The 22,031-nt window shown below is 51.0% G+C and carries 17 protein-coding genes; 7 read left to right on the top strand and 10 right to left on the bottom strand.

Annotated elements, in window-relative coordinates:
* Positions 1–192 precede the first annotated feature (192 nt).
* Together MRY86_RS11615 and MRY86_RS11620 are read left to right on the top strand one after the other, a co-directional pair.
* Complete coding sequence (locus tag MRY86_RS11615; RefSeq protein WP_293563643.1) at positions 193–2,718, top strand: zinc-dependent metalloprotease; 2,526 nt, start codon at positions 193–195, stop codon at positions 2,716–2,718.
* Positions 2,719–2,836: 118 nt separating this feature from the next.
* Positions 2,837–3,292 (top strand): hypothetical protein, encoded by a 456-nt coding sequence (locus MRY86_RS11620; protein ID WP_293563641.1) that lies wholly within the window; start codon positions 2,837–2,839, stop codon positions 3,290–3,292.
* Positions 3,293–3,298: 6 nt separating this feature from the next.
* Here the strand turns inward: MRY86_RS11620 and MRY86_RS11625 are convergent, their stop codons facing one another.
* Entirely contained in the window at positions 3,299–3,994 is a 696-nt protein-coding gene (locus tag MRY86_RS11625; protein WP_293563639.1) for a hypothetical protein, read from the bottom strand.
* A 121-nt stretch (positions 3,995–4,115) separates the two neighbouring features.
* A complete protein-coding gene (locus tag MRY86_RS11630) occupies positions 4,116–4,898 on the bottom strand; it encodes an MBL fold metallo-hydrolase (RefSeq protein ID WP_293563637.1) in 783 nt (260 codons plus the stop codon).
* A gap of 193 nt (positions 4,899–5,091) precedes the next feature.
* Here MRY86_RS11630 and MRY86_RS11635 point away from each other — a divergent pair, with 193 nt between their 5' ends.
* Complete coding sequence (locus tag MRY86_RS11635) at positions 5,092–5,787, top strand: hypothetical protein (RefSeq protein ID WP_293563635.1); 696 nt, start codon at positions 5,092–5,094, stop codon at positions 5,785–5,787.
* 61 nt (positions 5,788–5,848) lie between these two features.
* Here the strand turns inward: MRY86_RS11635 and MRY86_RS11640 are convergent, their stop codons facing one another.
* The gene (locus MRY86_RS11640) at positions 5,849–6,991 is read right to left on the bottom strand and encodes a two-component regulator propeller domain-containing protein (protein ID WP_293563633.1); all 1,143 of its coding nucleotides are present in this window, start codon (positions 6,989–6,991) and stop codon (positions 5,849–5,851) included.
* A gap of 123 nt (positions 6,992–7,114) precedes the next feature.
* Here MRY86_RS11640 and MRY86_RS11645 point away from each other — a divergent pair, with 123 nt between their 5' ends.
* Both MRY86_RS11645 and MRY86_RS11650 read left to right on the top strand, forming a co-directional pair.
* Entirely contained in the window at positions 7,115–7,993 is an 879-nt protein-coding gene (locus MRY86_RS11645; RefSeq protein WP_293563631.1) for a winged helix-turn-helix domain-containing protein, read from the top strand.
* A 127-nt stretch (positions 7,994–8,120) separates the two neighbouring features.
* Positions 8,121–9,029, top strand: coding sequence for a T9SS type A sorting domain-containing protein (locus MRY86_RS11650; protein ID WP_293563629.1), 909 nt, complete (start codon positions 8,121–8,123; stop codon positions 9,027–9,029).
* 57 nt (positions 9,030–9,086) lie between these two features.
* On the opposite strand, the gene MRY86_RS11655 is transcribed toward MRY86_RS11650, so the two are convergent.
* The 4 genes from MRY86_RS11655 to MRY86_RS11670 all read right to left on the bottom strand — a co-directional run bounded on the left by MRY86_RS11655 (position 9,087) and on the right by MRY86_RS11670 (position 15,295).
* Positions 9,087–9,473 carry a Dabb family protein gene (locus MRY86_RS11655; RefSeq protein ID WP_293563627.1) on the bottom strand — a complete coding sequence of 129 codons (387 nt, stop codon included), beginning with the start codon at positions 9,471–9,473 and terminating at the stop codon, positions 9,087–9,089.
* A 21-nt stretch (positions 9,474–9,494) separates the two neighbouring features.
* A complete protein-coding gene (locus tag MRY86_RS11660) occupies positions 9,495–12,179 on the bottom strand; it encodes a hypothetical protein (protein ID WP_293563625.1) in 2,685 nt (894 codons plus the stop codon).
* Complete coding sequence (locus MRY86_RS11665) at positions 12,176–12,655, bottom strand: hypothetical protein (protein ID WP_293563623.1); 480 nt, start codon at positions 12,653–12,655, stop codon at positions 12,176–12,178. Before MRY86_RS11665 ends, MRY86_RS11660 begins: the two co-directional genes overlap by 4 nt.
* 399 nt (positions 12,656–13,054) lie before the next feature.
* Positions 13,055–15,295 (bottom strand): alpha-L-fucosidase, encoded by a 2,241-nt coding sequence (locus MRY86_RS11670; RefSeq protein WP_293563622.1) that lies wholly within the window; start codon positions 15,293–15,295, stop codon positions 13,055–13,057.
* Between the two features lie 184 nt (positions 15,296–15,479).
* Between MRY86_RS11670 and MRY86_RS11675 the strand changes: the two genes are divergently transcribed.
* On the top strand, positions 15,480–16,628 hold the full coding sequence (locus MRY86_RS11675) for a hypothetical protein (RefSeq protein WP_293563620.1): 1,149 nt from the start codon (positions 15,480–15,482) through the stop codon (positions 16,626–16,628).
* Between the two features lie 88 nt (positions 16,629–16,716).
* Here MRY86_RS11675 and MRY86_RS11680 read toward each other — a convergent pair whose 3' ends face one another.
* From MRY86_RS11680 to MRY86_RS11690, 3 genes are all read right to left on the bottom strand, one after another.
* Positions 16,717–16,965: a hypothetical protein gene (locus tag MRY86_RS11680; RefSeq protein ID WP_293563618.1), complete on the bottom strand. Its 249-nt coding sequence runs from the start codon at positions 16,963–16,965 to the stop codon at positions 16,717–16,719.
* A 94-nt stretch (positions 16,966–17,059) separates the two neighbouring features.
* The gene (locus MRY86_RS11685; protein WP_293563616.1) at positions 17,060–17,542 is read right to left on the bottom strand and encodes a hypothetical protein; all 483 of its coding nucleotides are present in this window, start codon (positions 17,540–17,542) and stop codon (positions 17,060–17,062) included.
* Between the two features lie 121 nt (positions 17,543–17,663).
* Positions 17,664–19,553, bottom strand: coding sequence for a sensor histidine kinase (locus tag MRY86_RS11690; protein ID WP_293563614.1), 1,890 nt, complete (start codon positions 19,551–19,553; stop codon positions 17,664–17,666).
* A gap of 180 nt (positions 19,554–19,733) precedes the next feature.
* Between MRY86_RS11690 and MRY86_RS11695 the strand changes: the two genes are divergently transcribed.
* A complete protein-coding gene (locus tag MRY86_RS11695; RefSeq protein WP_293563612.1) occupies positions 19,734–22,004 on the top strand; it encodes an MMPL family transporter in 2,271 nt (756 codons plus the stop codon).
* Positions 22,005–22,031: the final 27 nt, after the last annotated feature.

Genomic DNA, 22,031 nt, shown 5'->3' on the forward strand with positions numbered 1-22,031 from the left:
CCTCCTGCCTTTAAGGTGGTCAAAGCCCAAAGGCGACGGGACACGGGCAAGCATTGAGTAGGTTTGCTGTGGCAAACCACTTAATCGTCAGTATAGAGCGTGGTCAGGAGTACTCATTTCCATTTTCATTCCTATCTTTAGGCACAAACCCTGAGCCAAACACTAATCAAATTGTGTAACTATTAAAGACGTATGAAGCAATTAAACATTCTCGCTTTTAGCCTGATGCTGCTTTTTCTCTTCAGTGCCTGCGCGACTTCGCAAAAAACATCAGAAGCTTCGGCGGAAGCCACCGAAACCAAGGAAGAGGACAAGAAAAAAGACAAAGACAAGGACAAAAGCTACGACGACATTATCACGGATGAAGCCATCACGGATGAGGGGCTTTTCACCACGCACAAAGTGGAAGACAAGTACTACTTTGAAATCCCGACGGAGCTGCTCAGTAAGGAAATCCTGGTGGTCAGCCGGATTTCCGGGCACGTGAAAGGGCTCAATTTTGGCGGGGCAGGCATGAAGTCCCGCCCACAGCAGGTCATCCGCTGGGAACAGCAGGACGATCACATCCTGTTGCGCTCGGTTTCCTACAACAGCGTGGCCAGCTTCGAAGACCCGATCTACGAGTCGGTGAAGAACAACAACTTCGAACCCATTATAGAGCGCTTCAAAATTGAGACCTACAACCCGGATTCCACGGCAGTGGTCCTGGAGGTTGGGAAGTTCTTTGTAGAAGATGTGCCTATGCTGGGCCCGCTTTCGGACAGTCAGCGGAAAAACTTTGGCATTAAAGGGCTCGATGGCGGCCGCAGCTTCATCAAGCATTTGAAAGCCTACCCGTCCAATGTTGAAGTACGCCATGTGTTGACCTTCAAAGGAAGTGACCTGCCAGACAATCAGCTGACCGGCACGCTTTCCATTGAAATGAACCAATCGTTTATCGAACTGCCGGAAGAGCCCTGGCAGCCCCGCTACTACGATGACCGGGTGAGCTATTTCAGCCTGAGCCAGATTGACTACAGCGCCGATGAGCAGAAGGCAGCCAGAAAGCGGTACATCACCCGCTGGCGGCTCGACCCTTCCGATATGGAAGCCTACAAGCGGGGCGAACTGGTGGAGCCTAAAAAGCCTATCGTTTACTACATCGATCCAGCCACACCGGAAAAATGGCGCCCTTACCTCAAGCAGGGCGTGGAAGACTGGCAGAGCGCTTTTGAAGCCGCTGGTTTTAAGAATGCCATCATTGCCAAAGACCCACCGAGCAAGGAGGAAGACCCGGAATGGAGCCCGGAAGATGTCCGCTATTCGGTTATCCGCTACGTTTCTACAGAGATTCAAAATGCCATGGGCCCGCACGTGCACGATCCCCGCACTGGCGAAATCCTGGAAAGCGATATCATCTGGTACCACAACGTGATGAACCTCCTCCGCAACTGGTTTCTCATCCAAACGGCTGCCGTCAACCCGGCTGCCCGCAGCGTGAAATTTGAAGATGAGTTAATGGGCGAGCTGATCCGCTTTGTGGCGGCGCACGAAGTTGGGCACACCCTGGGGCTGCCTCACAATATGGGCTCAAGCGTAGCCTACCCGGTAGATTCCCTGCGCAAAGCGGGTTTTGTGCAGCGCATGGGCGTTGCACCATCTATTATGGATTACGCCCGTTTCAACTACGTAGCTCAGCCCGAAGATGAAGGTGCGGGCCTCTTCCCGACGATTGGCCCTTACGACACCTGGTCCATCATTTACGGCTACAAGCTCATTCCGGAAAGTGACAGCGCCGAAGACGAACGCGCTACGCTCAATGACTGGATCAAAGAGCGGGCAGATGATCCGGTTTACCGTTTCGGTCAGCAACAGTGGCGCGTAGTGGACCCCAGCGCGCAGACGGAGGACCTCAGTGGAGAGCCAGTCAAAGCCAGTGATCTGGGTATTAAAAACCTGCAGCGCATACTGCCCCAGCTTATCGACTGGACCAAGCGCGAAGGGGAAGACTACGATGACCTGGAAGAGCTGTACAAGCAGGTCGCCGGTCAGTTCCGCCGCTACGTGGGCCATGTAGGCAATAACGTAGGTGGTGTTTACGAATACGACAAGACCTACGATCAGGAAGGCCCGGTGTACACCCACGTTCCGAAGGACCGTCAGAAAGCCGCTGTAGATTTCCTCGACCGGCAACTGTTCACTACTCCATCCTGGATGATCGATAAGGACATCATCTCCCGTGTAGGCTCTACAGTGATTGTGGACCTTATCCGGGGCTTGCAGTCTTATGGCATCAACCTCCTGTTCGACAGCAAGCGCCTGAACCGAATGATGGAGAACGAAGCGCTCAATGGTACGGACGCTTACACCATGGGCAGCCTTTTCAAAGATACCCGCGATGCCATCTTCCGGGAAGTCCGGCAGGGCGATGCGGTAGGCCCTTACCGCCGCAACCTGCAGCGCCTCTACGTTGACCAAATGGGCGAATTGCTCATGGAGTCCGGCGAGGACGCCGACTACAGTGACCAAAAAGCAATGGCCCGCGCCAGCTTGTCCAGTATTGAAAAACTGCTGGAAGCTCAGGGCGGCAAGGCCAAAGATGCAGCCACCACCGCTCACTACGAAGACCTGCTGGCCCGTATCGACCTGATACAGGAAGGCAAAATGCCCGCTGGCAAAAGTGGCGGGTCAAGCAGCCTGCAGGAAAGCGGTTTGCACTTTAACTGCTGGCATGATTAGCATTGAATGCTGACTCCTTGACGAAAATCAACCACTGCCCCTTTCCGAAAACTCCGGAAAGGGGCAGTTTCTTTGCGCGAAGGTGTTATTTTTGGCGCACAACAATACCACATCAGTTATGCAACGATCTGCTTTCCGGTTTATCGCATCTGCTTCCCTTTTGGCAATCGCACTCTATGCCCTTTCCTGCAGCAGTGAAGCCGCCCCCGAAACCACCGAGCCCAAACTAACCGCCTCCTCTATCAATCCCAATGGCGATAGTGAGCTCGCCCTGCTGATGCGCGCCATGTACGACGATGCCGCACAGATGAAGAATGCCATTGAAAATGGAGAACAGCCGGTTTCCCAGCTAGATCATGAAAAAATCCTAACCGCTTCCGCTACTGAACCAGAGAAAGCAGCTTCTGATACCTACAAGGTACATGCTCAGTCTTACCTCCAAACCCTCAAAGCTTTGGAAAAGGCCGACATCGCCGAAGCAGAGGTGCTATTCAAGGACATGGTAGACAGCTGCATGGGCTGCCATACCGCGCTTTGCCCTGGGCCAAAAATGAAGATTAAGCATTTGTATTAGCGGTTGTCAAAATTCAATATCCCATACCGCTGTATCTCCTGGGGGAACCTGAAAGACTTTTCTTCTCGGCCCTCCTGAGGTAGCTCCGCTTTGGAGTATTTCCAAAATTGCCTCCACTTCATACGCTCCGGGGATAGTAGCATACAAAGTTCTATTCGCGAATGAGTCTGGCTCCAGGTCGTGAAATACGGTAGCTGTGCCTATGGAATTCGGATAGCTTGCATATATGAACTTTGCATTGACTGGAACCATAGGTTCATCGTTAACTAAATTAACCTTTAGGGTTGCTTTGGGATAAACAGCGATACCTTTTTCTTCCGGGTCGGCCTGTTCGGGGGCGAAATCAATGTTCCTCGAATTCCCAACCCCATCCGTCACATAGTCATCGTGCAAGGCAAATAGCTTGAGGTCAAACCCTGAATCAACCTCAAATCCATCATCATGCTCAATCGTTAACTGGTAAATACTGTCGTGCACATAAACGGTATCACTGGCTTGCCACATAACGTTAATGCCATCCCTCCACATAGCATAAACCCGGGCACTGTCCACATAACTTCCGGTAAGCGCATTCCTAACGTGCCCAAAGTAAAAATTGCAGGTGGTTAAACAGCCATCATCCGGTTGTGGCTCCTCTTTTTGGCAGCTTGTGAATAGAATAGAAACAAGTAGAAGAGCGGGAAAAAAGAGTGGAGCTCGCATAGTAAATGAATTGAATTTAGATAAATTTAGGAAAAAAACAACATAAACGTATTTCCCGGTTAGCAATTCTCAGCCTTCCTTCAAGTCGAAAATGCTCAAACTGCGGTATCTCCAATATGCACTACCCCTTCTCCGGGTACCAATTTGCCAGCCGAACTTCCGTTGCGGCAGCCGTCTCCTTAACCATGGCTTTGAACTCCTCCACATCGCTAAAAGTACCGTCTCCGTTGCGGTAATGATAGGGATAGACAACCTTTGGCTTAAAGTCAGCTACCGCAGAGGCAGCCTGCTCAATGCTCATGGTGTAGGGCAGGTTCATGCAAACAAAAGCGATATCGATATTCTCCAGCTTTCGCATTTCGTCAATGTCTTCTGTATCGCCTGAAATATAGACGCGTTGACCGGCAATCTGAATCACGTACCCATTGCCCCAGCCTTTGGGGTGGCGGGACTCTTCAGTCTCCGGCAGGTTGTACATGGGCACTGCATTCACCTCAATACCTTTGGTGCTGAGCGTTTCGCCATTCCCCATTACAGTTACTTTGGTGAAGGTGATCTCTCTGCTCATTTTGTCCACTACGGCCTGTGGAGCGATCAGCTCGGCTTTGCTTAGATCAATGCCCTTGAGTGTTTCTTCGTTGAGGTGGTCGCCATGTGGATGCGTAATGAGCACCACATCGGGTTGCCCAAAAGACTTGTACAGTTCCGGGCCGCCGTAGGGATCGACGAAAACCTTGGCGCCTTCTTGTTCTAAAACCAGGGAGCCGTGCAGTATCGGGTGAATGGTAAGTGCTTCCGTTTCAGTTGCAGCAGGCGTATCGGCAGTAGCTTCAGCATCAACAGGCGCTGTGGGAGCGCCGCAAGCGAAAAACAGGGTAGACAGGATCACAAGTACGTACTTCATAGTGCCGTATTTTTGGTTTAGGTGCAAACTTAAAAGGTTAAAAACCGGATTGTGTTTAGGGGATTTCACTAAAAGGAGATCAGAAAGAAAAAAAGTAATAAATTAGGGCTTATTCATTCTAACTGTGTTTGTTTAGTTCTTGATGAATCAAGGCCTTCAAAACCGCTTCACTTTGTAAAAAAATCTAAACCATATGAAATTTCCAATATCCATCACCTTACTGTTAGCCTTGTTCACCCTGCCCTTCCTAAGCAGCTGCAATCTGGACGATGGCACCGATGTAGACCCAGCAGAAGGGCTTCCTACCATCGATGTCGGTTCGTATAGCTTATTGCCGGAAAGTATTGCGCAAATCCCTTACGTGAATCAATCTGGGATTATTTTTGTGGACACATTCGGAACCGAAGTCTTTTTTAGTATTGAAGAGGAGGACATTTTCGAGTCCAGCGCCGCAAACTACTATAAATACGATGTCTTTGAGGAAGGAGATACCGTAGTTTACGAGTTCAATACAGAAATAAAGACCTTCAATCTGGTATCCACTGCGCTCGGCATGCAGTTCAGGCTCAGGCTGAGGGCTATGCCTTACTACGGAGACCCCGAAAGTGAGGCGGTTGCGGACATTATGGAAATTTCACTGCCATTCCTTAATTCACCCAACTTCTCTAGTCAAATCGTCTTTCGGCATGAGGTGGACACCCGGTCCTACCCTACCTCTTTCAATAATGAACCTATTCCGGAAATCGAAATATTTGACCGGGCGTTCACAGAAGTGATCTGGAATGATTATACCAATCCCATATCCCAGGTGTACTTTAATTTTGAGCATGGCATCGTTTCCTTTACCGACTACCAGGGAAAGCAATGGCGGTTTGAGGACTTTCAGTAAAAAATAGGCAGAACAGGCCCCTTCCTTCCGGAGGAGGCCTGTTCATGCATAATTTGTAGCCTTAACAATTATCCCAGGGGCCGCCTTTTTTTACATTGGTGAAGCGGGCGCCATCCAGGCGGAAGAGCCCTCCGCCCCCACCGACCCAAAGGCGGCCGATGCGGTCTTCAAATACTTCCTGAACAGCCTGTACACCAAGCCCGTCCAATTCGTTGTAATTCCGTAGCCGGATGCCATCGTAGCGGTACAGCCCGAAGCCCTCTGAGCTGAACCAGATTTCGCCCTGATGGTCCCGGTATACCTTCCAGGCTTCATTGTCTCCAATGGTGTCATTCGCTTTGAAGTGCAGTTGGGTCTTGCCTTCTGCATAATAGCTGACGCCATTGAACATCGTGCCCAGCCAGAGCCCGCCTTTCTCATCCGGTACAATGCTTGATATGGTATTTCCAGCTAGTCCGTCTGCTGTGGTATAATTAGTGAATGTATTACCGTCATAGTGGTATAGCCCGCTGCCATCCGTGCCCAACCATAGCTGCCCGGCAGCATCTTCGGCAATGCACATGACCCGGTTAGCGTCCAGTGTTTCCAAGGGCTTGGGTGCATCGGAGGATGGCAGGGCAACGGGGATAAAGCGACCTTTTTCGAACCGGCAAAGCCCCTCCAGCGTACCTACCCAAATTCGACCGCTTCGGTCTTCCAGAATGCTCCATGCCCAATTACTGGGCAGCCCATCCGCTATCGTATATGTGGTAAAAGCCACACCATCGTAGACCGAAACGCCTCCGTTGGTGGTCAGCCAGAGCCGACCTTGCTGGTCCTCAATCATACCCGTCACCTGTGAACCGCCGAGGCCATCCCCAGTAGAAAAATACAGGAGCTGTTGCCCGTCGTACCGGCAAACGCCAAACTGATTGGTGCCAAACCAAAGGTCGCCATTTTTGTCTTGGAAAATGCGGCGCACATACTCGCCAACTTGCATTTCTTCGGGTTTCTGTTGTCCAAGCGCTGCATAATAGGCATCCTCCAGACCGTAGCTAGCCGAACAGCCCTTGCCACTTGCAACGGCACTCTGGCCTGCACGGGTAAATACCGCTCTGCCGGTTTCGGTTTCAGCAGGTGTTGAAGACGGGCCGCAGGCCACGCCAAGGAATACAAGCCCCATTAAAATCAAGGCCGGGAAATCATTTTTCAGTTGCTTCATCATTGGTCGATTATTTTTCATAAAACTACCGGGAAAGGGGGCTTGGTAGCCAGTTTCGATTGTAAATTAGTGTAAAACCCCTTGTAAAACAGTGCGAATGTGGGGATTTACCAATAGCTTTGAACAATGAGCGCGAAGTACTGGATTTTAATTTTGGGGCTGATTCCTGCCCTGTTTTGCCGGGCCAGCAGAACAGATGCCGCCTTTCTGCAGGAGGATAGCCATATAGCGGTCACGCTGCGGGCCATTGGGCATGAGCTCCTGCTTAGCATTGGAGATAGTACTTCAAGAGTATTGCCCGTACAACAGGTCGGCAACCGGTATAAAGTGCCATTTGAAACGGCATTTCCGCTCGACCCCACTCATCTTACCACTTTGGTGGAACAGGTCACTGCCGGCCGGGCTTTCCCCAAAGACTATATTGTGGAAGTGGAAGCCTGCCATGCCCTTGAAATCGTTTATGCCTACGAAATCAGGGATGAAGCGAACAGCAACCTCATTCCCTGTCAGGGGCGGGCGTTGCCAACGGATTGCTACAACCTGGTCTTCACCTTTCCGGAGGACAGGATAGAAATGGCTGCTGAGGGTGCTGCACCTATCGCTAACTATTATAAATACGCTGCCCTGGCTTTTCTCTTCTTTCTATTGGCTGGTACTGTCTTCTACTTTAGCAAAAGGCGATCAAAAGCGACTGTCGGGACAGCAGATCACCGTACGCTCGGCAGTTTCCGCTTTTCGCCAACAGCAATGGAACTCTCTATGGACGGGCAAGTCACCTCCCTCACCGCCAAAGAAGCCGAACTGCTAGCGCTGCTACATGACCATGCTAATGAAACACTGGAACGGGATCTCCTCCTCAAAACCATTTGGGGCAACGAAGACAGCTATGTAGGCCGTACCCTTGATGTATTTGTCTCCCGCCTGCGCAAGAAGCTCGAAGGCGACCCCGCTGTTAAGATTGCCAATGTGCGGGGCGTAGGGTATAAACTAGTGCTAATCCCTTAGCAAAGAAGCTCTGTAAACCTAAAGACATTAAATGACTGGTAAAGGAAGTAAAAAACATGTACATTGTTTATTGTTGTAAACCTCTATGGAAACACTAATCCTGTTCCCGCTATAACCCCATTTGAATATGAAACCGCTCCTGCTAATCTTCAGTTTCTTCATCTCATCGGCTGTGCTTGGACAAGTCCCCTTTTGTGCATTGGGTGCTGAGTGGGGAGGCTATGTTCAATGTTCGCCCGCCTGGTTCCCCTGTGCACCGGGATACCCATTTTCCTATACAGCTAAAGTGACTGAAGATACCATCATACAGGGTAAGTACTGCACCATTATTCCTGAACAGGACTGGTGGGCTACCTCAAGCCCGCTCCCTAACTTAATTGTGCACCAGGATGGGCATCAGATTTACCGATACGACAGAGATTCAGCAGATTTCAAGCTTGTAATGGACTTTGAAAAGAATGTGGGCGAATCGTGGCAAATTGAAGTGCCTAAGTACTGGACAGGTAACGATATCGACACTTTAACTGTAACAGTGACGGAAAAAGATGGACCACTCAGACGGGTAAATATCAACGAGTGGGTGGACAATATACTACTCTATGAGGGCTTCGGTGGCGTAAACCCCAACTGCAGAATGTTTATCAGCCCATCCTTTTTTTACGTTAGTGATCCTTTCGTATGGGACGAGCTGACCTGCTATTCAGACCCAGTTGAGGGCTTGTTATATGGAAGCTCAACGGGATGCATGCCAACTTCTACCCATGACTCAAAACCTAAGGAAGTGGCTTACCGGATTTTCCCGAACCCGGCCTCTGCTCAAATCAACATAGTGAGCAGCTATCCCAATCATTTCAATGAAACCGCAGAATGGATATTAGTGGATGCCGTTGGTAAAGAAGTTCTGCGTGAACGGTTGCGCTCCGGATCTACAGCATCCGTTGCAAGACTAGATGACTTACCTGAAGGCATCTATTTCTGGAAAATAATGGTTAAGCATCAGTCCGTCGAGACAGGTAAATTATTGATAGCCAGATAAAGGACTTGACCAATTCTGTGAAATTCTGATTGACGGCTTAATCAAAAAAGCCAGTTGTTATCTCACCGAATCATAAATCTGCAGTTTGCTCCACAAACCCTTCGTCTTTTCAATAAAGTCGAGGTGCACCTGCTCTGTTTGGTATTGATCATGCTCGGCTTTTGAGGCAAACGTCACAATCAGGCAAAAGTCATAGGAATTGTCCACCACTGCCCGGTCTGTGCCGGCAGGCGTACCGATATGCATGCTTTGAGCGTAAGCAGAAGATTTGATAAAATCCTCCATATCCTTGCGGAAGGTAGCTTTGGCCGCCTCGCTCTGCCCTTCCATCCAGAACAGGACGATATGGGCAAAGTCGCCCGAAATGGGGCGGGGAAGTTTTGTGGACGTGCAGGAAGACAGCACCGTCAATAGGGCAAGAAGCGGTAAAATCCAGTTTTTCATTGAGCTTGGTTTATGATGTTTTTACAGGCCACATTTGCAGGAGGCCTTCAGTTCCCGTAATTGCTGTCTAACTTTTTGAGTGCGGTAGTCTTTATAAGTCTCCGGCAGCAAAGCCTCTGCCTCTTTTAGGAAAAAGCGAATTTCAGCTGCATCCGGGCGTTTCTTTTTTGGAAGCCCAAGGTAATAGCCAGCCAGAGCTGCCATGCCTTCGCTCCGGTACAGGCGATTGATGTCTAAGACCATGCTGCCCGACTGATTAAAAACCTGGATTTCCATGGAAGGCAAATGGTAAGACTTGATCATCTCATCAAGTGCCTGTGCCCAGTCAGCCCGGTCCTCTTTCCTCCCCTCTTTCAGAATTAATAGATCAGAAAGAGAAAGCAGGTAATAATGCCCCACCATTGGCCTATAGGCCTGAGGAGAATTGAGGTAGTAATCTTTATTTGCAGCCGACAATATATTCATGGCAGCTTCCGGATAACCTCGCCTCGCTTCTAATTCTGCTTCTGTAAATCGCATGAGGTAAATAATCGTTTGGAAATTGGCAGGATTTTGAAAAAACAAGCCCTCTACCTCTGCGCTTACCGCATTGAGATAACCTTTAGCCCGCGACAGCTCTCCAAAATTCAAGGCTACACATGCCCTGAAAATATCGATGGTCCGCAATTGCCCTTGGACTAAAAGCTGGGCCTGAGGATGCATACCATTAGTGCGGTCTACCAAAGCTGCGCTGCGGTCTAATAAATCATAGGCGGTCGTTGCATCTGCTGCCCCTACAGCGTTCAGTACCCCAATGTAAGCGGTAAGGCTTAAGCCTGAAAGATACCCCTGTAAAAACTGTACGCTGGGAGCAGGTTGTGCCTCCAGTAAACTTAGCGCACCTTCGACATGGCTTATGCCTTCGGAGTATCGGCCACTTCGGAATGCGGTATAGGCGGCAAACTGTTGAAGCTCCGCCTTAAGATTGCCACCATCACTTAAGCCAGTCCGAATATAAGCATCGAGGCGCGCAATAAGGCTGTCGGTTTCCTGAAGCGCTTGTTCCGGCTGATGATTGAACAGCAGAATGCCCACCAGGCTGGAATAAACCATTCGAAGGCCTCCGTAAGAAGATAAATTTTGATCCGGCTGAAAATAAGGTGTCAATGTAGCAGCTTCCTGATAAGCCTGGGCCGCCCGCTCCGAATGCCCGGCTGTAAATAGGAAGCCCCCGTACTTAAGCAAGGTCTGCGCATAGTACCAAGCCAGATTAAGCGGGCTTTGACTGTAATTTTCGCGCATGTAGCCCAAGACCTCCTGGTAGACGGTATCGGCTTCTGCAAAGGGCTCCACGGTGGGGATCCGTGAGGCCAGATTGGACAACAGAATAAACCGGTTGGGCAGGCGCCATAATGCCGGCGATTGCATGAGCTGGTCCAGGCTGTCCTGAACAGCCAGGCAGAGTGAGTCATAGTGGATGGCCAGGCGGATTTTCTCCTGCGCCTGGCTGAAGCCAGCCTGATCCTGAAGACTGCCTTGGGTATTCACTCCTTTTTGGAAATAGGCGTTAGCCAAAAAACCGTAAGCTTGGTTCCTCACACCTAGCAAGATGGTATCCCGCTGATCGTGGTAGGCATCACAAAGCCGGAGGGCTTCCTGGGCATGGGATTCCATACCGCTTATGTTTTGCAAACCGCCCTGTACAAAGCCCAGTTCGCTCTCTATTTGCAGCAACGTTAAGGTATCCTTAGCGATTCGCTTGGTCCGGGTGAGGATAAGGTTGGCGTTGTAGTAGTCGTTGACGCTCTCTGCCAGAAAACGCCCATAATGCAGCATCACCTCCACTTCTTCGTGAAGGGTAACCGATTGCCGGAGCAGCTTGCCTATTTCGGCGTTCAGGGAGTCAAAGTGAGCTGGGCTGAACCGCAGCATCATAATCCGCGCCTGCAGATAGCAGCCTTTAGCTACTTGCTTTTTAGTGCCTTCCAGTTCTCCGAGGACCAGCAGGGTGCTATCCAGTTTACCCTGTGCAAAATACTGCTGTGCCCTTGCTGTAAGCGTGTCCGGGCTATTGGCCAACAGTTTTTCCACCTCCCGGTACTTGTTGACCCACTGAGCAATCGCCTCATCCCTCATTTCGATGACTCCAGTGAGCTGCTTGTTCTTTTGCCTTGAAAACTTGAGCTCGCGCAGCAATTCCACCGATAACTGCTCCGGCAAGTGGTAGTGGATCACTTTTTTCATAACGTAGGATATTTCCGCTACCTCGGCATACACCACCGGGCTTTGGTTACCCTGTGTGCTAACCGCACTACCGAACGCATTCGGGAAATAGGAACGGACTTGCCCCTGCTCCGGGAATATGCCCAGCAAGGACTCTACTTCCAGAAAGTCGCCTTGCTCAAGTGCTGTTATAGCCCGCTGTGACCGTTGCGTATCTCCTAATTTACGGATCGCTTCGGCCAGCTGATTGTACCTTGAAATCCAGGCGGCAATCGCTTCATCGCTTTTTTCCTGGTCTACCTTGTTGGTGATCAGTAGGCCGGCAAGCAGCGGAATGAGATCCTCGGGGATGGGCTCATTTACGGCTACTTCATTGTGATAGCGCAGGGCGCTTTGCGTAGCAAAAACAACCGGGCTTTGATCACCGTAGGTTGCCGTGCTTTCCTGACAGTACAAAGAAAAGGCCATGAGCAGGGTAAAAGTGGATAGTAAGGTTCGTTTCATTCCTGATGGCTTGAAGAGTCCTGAACAGTGGTGTTTTGGAAGTTCAGCGTGGCATTATCACCCGTCACTACCGGGCTTTGGTTACCGTGCGTAACAGCTTTCACGGCGGGTTCTTCTTTGTCTGTCTTCAGGTTATAAGCCCAAAGGCTTCCGAGCAACAGGAGGATCAGCAGAACAGCCGCAGCCCACATCCACTTACCTCGACGCCTGCGCACCGCTGGCCCTTCTCCAATCTGGTCGATCAGATCAAAAAGCGCACGGGCAGACCGGGCTTGCTGCACGTTATAGTCCTCTACGGAAACCGTACCCGCCTTCCAGGATTGCTCATTGGCAAAAAAGTTATGAACGATGGTGTCCCGGTGGGCCTCCAGTCGTTCGGGGACATCAGCCTGGCTCAACGCTTTAAAAGCAGCAGTTAAATCGCCTGATTTGGCCAGTTGTCGTATTTCAGCCAATGAAGATAGTAGTGGTTTCATAGGAGTAAAGTAGTGCTTTTGGCAGAGTTTGGCAAATGTAGATGATTTTCGATACTCCTCGGAAGCTCCCAACGGGGCTCCCCCCCATGATTGTTATCCCTACCTAACGGAACAGGCTAAACTTCAAGGTCCAGGCTTTGCACATTCCGCACCTATGGCGCGGAGCAGAGCGGCTTCACTTTTTGATTACCTACATATAGTCCTTATCGGGACTTCCAGTGCTTTCCTGTGCATCGCAAAAAGCAGAAAAAGCGATTCGGAAAAGCCCTCTTCGCATTCGGTAGGCCCAATGCTATGCCAAAGCCCTGCCCCAATAGGGGCATCATGTCGGTAACAACGGTACACCCCGGAGGCTCCGCGCCGTTAGGTGCGGAACGTGAACTAATTCGAAAGATAAAACTACTCCGTCAGGACATCAATTTCCGCAAGACAAGCCGCCCGCCCGCCATCAGTTGCCTGATGCACACGGAGGGTTAAGTACCGGGCTTTCACAGGTTCCTTGAAGTGGCGCATCCGCTGAGTCGGGTCATTGATCAGGTTCCCAAACCGGAAAGTTTCTCCCGGCATAAAGTACTTGCCGTCGAGGCTGGTCTCCACCTGACCGCCTTCCAACTTGCTTAGGCTTTTGTCGGCTGGCGGAGTGTAGGCAAAACCAGTCAGAGTATGCACACGGCCCAGATCAATCGTCAGATAGTGGGGCTCAAGGGAAGGCTTCGGGCACCAGGAAGTTTTTGGGTCGCCATCGAAAGCCAGGGAGGCTTCATAGCCAATTTTCTCACTGTCGGCGCGGAGGACCGTCCAATCTGTTTTGAGCAGTCCAAACACGGCAGTAGCGACACTCCCCTGCTCGCGGGCTGCGATTGCACGTGCTTTCACCACCCCTGAAGGTTGCCTAAAAGGCGAGGAATACCGAATCGCTTTTTCACCGGGCGTGGTCCCGTCAGTGGTATAGTGAATAACATATCCACGATTGAGGTTGCCTGCTACATCTTCCCCGTGGGGTTTCCACTCAAAATCGTGCGGCTTTGGCTGAATGTGGACTTGCCCCTTGCTGTCTCTGCTGATAACCAGCTGCGGCGGGCGGGGCCGGTAGTAATGAGCGGAAATCGTCGCAATAGCCGGGGGCTGCCGCCAGGCCGATACGACAAGCTTAAACCGCTGCGCAGTCACCTCCGGAAACCGCAGAATGCGCTGATAACCAATATTGCTGGCTGCTGCGAGGTGTTCCCATTTTCCATTCTGCCAGGCATACAGGGCGTGAGCCTCCACTCTTTCGCTATGCGTGGCAATCGCTTCCTGAATGCGGAACCGATTGATGGTTATGGGTTCGGGGGTTTCGAGGATAATGGCGCTATCGCCTTTGGTAAGCAACTGGAAAGTTGCAGGGTCATTATCCAATACCTCTTCCGGACCTGAAGCTCCCTCCAGGAGATCCACTTCATACGTTTGCTGAATCCGTTTCCCCACCTCTTCAAGCACGGCCACATCTTCATCGGAAAACCGCCCTTCCCGGTTGGGGGGGATATTCAGCAGGAAGATGGAATTACCGCCCACGGAACGTTCGTACATATCGTACACATCATCTGCGCTGCGCACCCGCTGCTTCGTATCATCCCGGTAAAACCAGCCCTCCCGGATGGAGGTATTGGTCTCTGCCATTTGGTAGTGCAGGTAGCGCCCATTGGTCAACTGCTCCCGCTCCCCAAGGGCTTCTGCGGTCAGGTCGCTGAAGTGGTTCATTTGGCGTGGATCTTCTTTGTAGGGTATAATGTTCCACTCCGTATCACGGGTTTTTCCGGCTTCATTCCCGCACCAGCGGACATCCTGCCGGCCAAAGACTACGGCTTCCGGTGCCAGTTGTTGAATTAGTTCCTTCCAGGCCAGGTAATCGTACTGCTGACCGCCCTTACGCTTCGGGTGGGCGCCATCCAGCCATACCTCATGGATAGGCCCGTACTCGGTCAATAGCTCAAAAAGCTGATTGAGAAAATATTCGTTGTAGTCGTCCACTTTAAACCTGAACGTAGTGGTATCCTGAAAGGGCCGCCCCGGTACCGGCCGGGGAATCACCCGCTCGGTTGCCTTACTCAGGTTGCCATACAAACCTTCCGGATGCTCAATCTGATAAAGGTCGGCCGGCGACAGGTACACACCTAGCTCTAGCCCGTATTTCCGACAGGATTCCGAAAGGGCCTGCATCACATCCCCCTTGCCATCTTCAAAAGGGGAAGACATGATACCATGAGTGGTGTACCGGGTCTGCCAAAGACAAAATCCATCGTGGTGCTTCGCGGTAAAAATGACTCTTTTCATGCCAGCTGCCTTCATAGCCCTGCACCATTGGTCGGTATCCAGGTTTTTGAGGTCAAAAATCTGTGGATCTTCCATGCCCGTCCCCCACTCCATCCGGGTGAAGGTATTGGGGCCGAAGTGGATGAAGGCGATGAATTCATTGCGCAGGGCGGCGTACTGATTTGGTGTAGGCACCACATGGGCCGCTTTCAGAAGGATGGAATCCGGGGTGTCATCGGAGTCTACTTCAATAGTGCTTGTGGTGGGCATCAACAAGCCTGAGCCACTATTTGGAGTACAAGCTCCGAGCAAGCTCAGGATCAGTAAGGGGAGCAATAATCGTAACATAGACAGTTTATATTCTGCCCTTAATATAGCGCTTTCAATGCATCTGGAGATTAAGAAAACGCTAAGGAAGGTTTTAAAAATGCGTTAAGCTTCTGAACTGCAGGAACATAATCAAAAAAACAAGAGTCTGTTTTAATGATCAAAGGGCTTGCCCCACTATTATTAACACCTAAAACGATTAGCTATGAAAAACTTGCTTTACCCTTGTATAGCGCTGATCCTAAGCCTTTCCACCCTGTCCTCCTGCACTAAAGATGAAGAAACCGCGGCTCCCACCGGGCCCGCTATCTGGAGCAAATGGGCACCCCATCAACCTACTGCTCCTGATCTGCCCGACAAGATCAGCAACTCAATGCTCCTTGGCGGGTGGACGGTTTCGCCTTCTCTGGAGAACCCTACCTTCGAAGGATTTGATGACCCGGCGCTTCTGGAAGATATCGCTCAGGAGCTGTCGGCTGCTCAGGTGCCGGAAAACCTGATACAGGAACGCCTCACTTTACTGCATGACCCCGATTTTCAATTCAAGGTCAACCATGATCCCAACACCGCCAGATTGCTGCTGACCACTGTCAATCACTCTAATGAAGTTGTAAAATCAGTCTCTGAATCCGTATTTAGTATGCTTTCTCAAAACGCCAGGCGGTTAATCATTACGGATAATCCACCGGCCGGAGGAATCAATGCTTCTTCCATGACCACCGTTGACCGCCGGGTGTACAGTTGGGCAAGCCTTTTCAAAGGCAGCGATGGAAAAGATATGCGCGCTGAATGGTTCAATGAAGCTGCGGAAATCAGTTACCTGGTTTCCGAAATCACCCCTCCGTCTAAAAATGCCCAAATCCTCCAAATTTTACTCCAAACGCTGTATATCATGCACGACTATACCTCTTTTCTGGATGCTGATAATTCCGGATCCATTGCCAACCGGGGCATCAGAGATAATCTGGCATGGCTGTTCCTTACCCTCCACCATCCCGATGAGGCGCAGGAGGACCAGCTTGATAACCGGTACTTCAATCACCCGGACGCTAAAAAACCGGGCGATAACCCCAATACTTCCGATTTTGACGAATCTACCGTCAATACCATGTTTGAATTAGTAGAGCGGATGCGCGAAAATGGTTATGCCTCTGCTCCGGATTTGCCCTATCAGCCCGTACCCAACTGGTTCGCGGAACAATACGAAACTTTGACCGGGGCACCAATGCCAAACGGAAATTTTGCAGATCAGGCCGCCATTGACCTGGCTATTGAGGCTTGCAATACGTTCCTGGATAACCGAACGGAGGCTCGTAACTTCGTCAAAGCCTACTACGGAGTTGAATTCCCGTAACAGGCAGACCTAAACGCATCAAATTGGCAACTCAGGCGGCGATGGCACGGCCGCCGCCTGAGACCAACTACCTTACATTGCTCCCGACTCAGCCCCTCGCCAATAACTCTTCCCGGACCGCTTTCAATTCGGAATAGGAAGTAAACGGCACAGCCAGTGTACAAATCGCTATGGTCAGGATCGCCCAGTCCAGTTCTCCGGTTTTCAAGTAGACCCGTATGACGGCAAAAGCCAACGCAACGGCGAGCCCTAATGAAATGCTCATCATTGTTTTCAGGCCTTTCGCTTTCTTCATCAACTTCTCTTTGGACAAATCAGTTAATTTTGTTTTAGCCATTTATTAAACTTTTTAGGATGGAATCAGGAAAAATCAGAGGAAGGTCGATCAATCTTTTGGACGAAGATGAATTACCGTTACCTATTGATGACTACTAACTTCCTGAAGCGATTATGAGCGTCCAGACCGTGGTGATCGTCAACAGGATTTGGGTGAAATGATTGAAAATAAAAAGCCCCGTCAGCATCATTAACTCATCTTCGATCTGCGATTCGGCCTCACCGCTAAAGGTGCGGCTTTTGTATTTGACGATTGGATTTCCATCCTCAAGCAACTCCCATTTAGTATTCCAGCTATTGGAAAACCTCCATTTGAGCATTTTTTCGCCCAGGGTGATGCTGGCTTTGTTTTTCCAGGTACTCATTTCGATCTGCCCAAGCGTTTCCCCGGTCTCCGGATCAGTAATTTCTACTTTGTTACTGAAAACACCCTTTTTCCGAAAAGAGACTTTTGTTTCATTGAGCACGCCTTCTGCTTTTCGGCTCCATGTCCGTTCCTTCAGGTAACCCGCTTCTTGTTCTCCAGAGAAGAGTTTGTAGGTCGAAGAGAAGATACCTTTTTTCCAACTGAGATTCATACCGATTGACGTTTGCTTCTAGATTGTGCGCGTTTTTTGTTGGACTACATGTGTAAAAATAGCTAAATTCTTCAGAAAACAGACCGGTTGGATTAATTAAATGACCAGGTTTCAATCTACATTACCCCGTTTGCTGCAAAGCACTGTTTTGGATATAATTGGGGATCAGAATCCGAATGGCGGTGCCTTTCTCCGGCTGACTGCTTTCCATTTCCGCTTCCAGTTTCCGCAAAAAAGCCCGGATAAGTCGGGAACCGAAGCCTTTTTGAACCGTTTCCGGGTGCATGCCCACACCATCATCCTTCACCTCTACGAGCAGGCGTCCGCCCGTTTCTTCAATGTTGACCCATATATTACCCATTTGTAATCCCTCAAAGGCATACTTGTAAGCATTAGTCAGGAGTTCATTGAGAATCAGGCCCAGAGGGATCATCACAGAGACATCCAGCAACAGGTTGGGCACTTTCTGGTGCAGCATAATGGTTTTGTCGCCGGGCCGGTAGGAAGCCTCCAGGTTGCTGCAAAGATTGGCAACATACTCCGGCAGGTTGACTTGGCTTAGGTTTTCTCCTGTATACAGATGATGATGGATAATCGACATAGATCGCACCCGATTTTCCCCATCGCTCAGGGCTTCCAGAGCGGAGGGCTCCTCGATATAGCGGGCCTGCAATTGCAAAAGGCTGGAGATGATCTGCAGATTATTCTTCACGCGGTGGTGGATTTCTTTGATGAGGTACTCCTTTTCCTCCAGTGCAACCGCCAGTTGCTCCTGCTGACGGCGGTACTTGCGGTACAGCCCATAGAGGAAGATACTCAGCCCGGTGATCAGCACCAACCCCACAACTCCAATCGTGATCGTCCGGTTTTTCTGGCTGATGACAGCTCTGGCGGTTTGGTTCTCCAGGTCAAGCATAGCAATTTGCTGCTGCTTTTTTTCCGTCTCGTACTGCGCAGACAATTCATTAATGCGGTTGAGCCGGTCTATGCCCGTAACGCTGTCGCTCAGCATTTTGAATTGCTCCAGCGCTTCGAAGCCACGCCGGTAGTCTCCGGTCTGCCGATAGGCTTTGACCAGCAATTCGTAAGCCTCAGCCCGGTCTTTCAGCCCCATGGAGTAAGTAGAATCCGTTTGCGGCAGCAGCATACGGATGCCACGCTCGTATTGTCCCTCCTCGATCAGGAAATCGGCCAGCAGTCGTCGGCTTGCAGCGCTCAGGTCAGGCACATTGATGGAATCGGCGAGCCGGGCGCAGGCTTCCGCGTATGGGGCTGCAGCTTCCCACTTGTCCATTTGGGTGAGAATATGCGCCATATTGTAGCGGTTGAGGACTTTGTCGTAGTCTCCTTCTTTCGCCTCGCTGATTTGGTAAGCCCGTTCGTAGTGGGTGTAGGCTGCGGCCAAATCTCCCTTGTTCTCATAAGCGACGCCCAGATTGGTATAGGCGATTTGCTCCTGCACCTGATTACCAGAAAACCGGGCCATTTCCAGGGTTTCCCTTAACTTGACAATGGCGTCCTCCATCCGGTCGGCTTCAGTGTACAGGGCGCCCAGCTTGTTGCTGGTAAGCAGCATGCCAGCGGTATCCTGTACGGACTCGTAAGCGCGGTAGGCTTCTATAACGGCTTCCATACTGCGGGCAAAATCCCCCATATCTGAATACAAATTGGCCTTAGCCATATTGACGGCAGCTACCAGCCGGGGATGTTTCGCAGCCCGATGAAAAGCCTCGTAACGGTTGAAGTAAGCCTCACTTTCTTCAAACCGGTTCAGGTTCTTGTTGAAGATGCCGTAGTAATACCAAACCACGTCCTCTTTATAACGGCTGCTGTCTACCTTATACAAACTTTCGATATCCCCAAGGATACGAAGGCTCTCTCCGGGCTGAGACCTGCCCTTTGCCCAGGCTACATCCAATAAGGAGTCAATAGCAAGCTGTTCCTCGCTTTTCTGAGCGTGCAGAACAGATACAATGGCGAGGCAAAGCATCAGAAGGAATTGTTTTTTCATCGGAGGTCAGTTTCCAGGTTATAGAGGGTTGGGAAATCAAAATCACCCCATGAAGATAGGGCATATCTCCTCAGCTTGCACGCCCTCCGGTGAAAACTATCCGAACGGGTAGCTTCCCGCCGTGCATATCCCTGTAGCTTGCAGACGATACTGATACCAAACCACACAGACCCAAAAAACATGCATTTTTTCAATCCACTCTTACGGTTGAGCTACACTCGCCCAAAAACGACTTTACTGGCGCTTTTTGCCACCACCTTGCTAATGGCAGGTGGGCTAAAACAACTGGAAACCCGCAATAGCTTCGACGGTGAACTGCCCGCCGATGACCCCATCAACCAGGGCATTGAAGCCGCCAAAGCAACATTTGGAGAACGCAGCATCGTGCTGATCGGGCTTGAAACCGAATCCATATACACACCGGAGGCCGCCCAAAAGATCATCGATATCTCCAATGAGCTCGCGAAGGTTCCCCATGTGCTTTCTGACGAAATCGTAAGCCTGGCAACCCTCTCCAACGTCAGTCAGCGGGAATGGGGGCTGGAAACCGGCGGCTTTTTGGATGAGCTGCCGGCTGATGAAGCGGCCTGGCAGCAACTCAAAGCAGATATAGCAGGCAATGCAATGGTCCTTGACCGACTGGTTAGTGCCGACGAATCCCTCACGGTTATTGCAGCTGCCCTTGAAGAGGGCTTTGAGGGAGGTACGGTCTATGATGCTGTTTCGGAGCTCGCGGATCATTATGCGGGCCCGGAACGCATTCACATTACCGGAGCACCGGTCCTTGTGGAAGATGTGCAGCGCGGGATCAGTGGCGATTCCCGCCGCTTCATACCCATTGCGATCGTGCTGATCTTTATTGGCTTTTACATCTCCTTCCGGCGGCTTCCCGGCGTGCTGCTGCCGGTGGGCATGGTCATCATGAGCATACTGTGGACGATGGGTTTCATGGGCTACGCCGGGCTGCCGGTCACCGTGGTCTCCAATGCATTGCCGGTGATTATGGTAGCAGTGGCCTCTTCCTACGCCATCCACTTTATGAATGCCTACTACCGGCTGGCGGATCAGCACAGTACCGGCCCTGCTTTGGCGGAAGCCACCCTGAAAAAAATCGGATTGCCTATACTAATTACCGGGCTGACATCAGCTCTGGGTTCCGCCAGCCTTCTGATTTTCAAAATCACCTCCCTGCGGGAGTTTGGTATTATCGGCTCGGTTGGCTTTTTACTGGCTACGGTCATTTGCCTGACTTTCCTGCCGGCGGTATGTGCGCTGCTGAAGCCGCCAGCGGGCAAAGCTTACCAATCAGCCAGGCTGCAGCGCTTCCTGCGTTCGCTTACGCAAATGGCACAGGGGCACCGGCGTGCTGTTGCTGCATCATATGTTTTGTTCCTTGTCGGTGCGGTTTACTTCATCGGGCAGGTGAAAATCGGAGATGACTACCTGAAGTTTTTCCCTAAATCCCATCAGGGGCGCATTGCGGCGGAGACCTTCAACGACAAACTCAGCGGAGTACGCACCATGGATATCGTGGTGGATGCCACGCCCTATGGCGGCATTAAAGACGAAGCCTTTTTCCGTAGCCTGAACGGCTTTCAGGATTACCTCATGGATTACGAAGAGGTCGGGCATACCTACTCCTACCGGGATGTGGTGCAACACCTGAGCGCTAACCTCAACGGGGAAACCGATGCCCTGCCCGGCAGCTCCGAAATTGCACAGTACCTGATGCTCCACGAGATGTCAGCCACTCCAGGCGAGGTCTTTGCGCTCCGCTCCGAAGACGATAATCAGGCCCGCATTCAGGTCTTCCTGAAATCCTCAGACCCCGAAGTGCATCAGGCGCTTTACGAAGATATACAACGTGATGCGGCCCGCTTTTTCCCGGAAGGGAATACCCCTCTGACCTTTGGCGGAGACGTCATGCACCGCATCGCCCTCGGCACCTACATCGTGGAGGGGAAGGTACAGAACATCATCCTGGCCCTGCTGATCGTTTTTCTCAGCTGCCTGATCATCTTCCGGTCCTTGCCCAAGAGCCTGATGGCCTTGCTGCCCATCACCGTTTCCCTGCTGATGGTCTTCGGGCTGATGGGCGTGATCGGTATACGGCTGGGTATCAGTACTGCCCTGCTTACCGCCATGATTGTGGGCATAGGCGTGGATTTTGCCGTCCACTACCTCGTTGGGTACTTCCGCGACCGGGAGGAAATGCCGGCAGATGAAGCCATCAAGCATAACAGCCTCCACACCGGGCAGGCCATTGCTTACGATGCCGCTTCCAATATCGCCGGCTTTAGCGTGCTGTCGTTTTCAGGCTTCCTGCCGGTACAGCACTTTGGCTGGCTGCTGGCCTTGTCTATGCTGCTCATATTTCTGAACACCATGGTGCTGTACCCGGCCCTGCTTACACAAAAAGAGCGGCAACTGGCTACCCCCGAATTTGCATAAACCGACGACGAAGTAGTTTGGGACCAA

The sequence above is a fragment of the Phaeodactylibacter sp. genome (assembly GCF_022763345.1).
Classification (GTDB): Bacteria; Bacteroidota; Bacteroidia; order Chitinophagales; family Saprospiraceae; genus Phaeodactylibacter.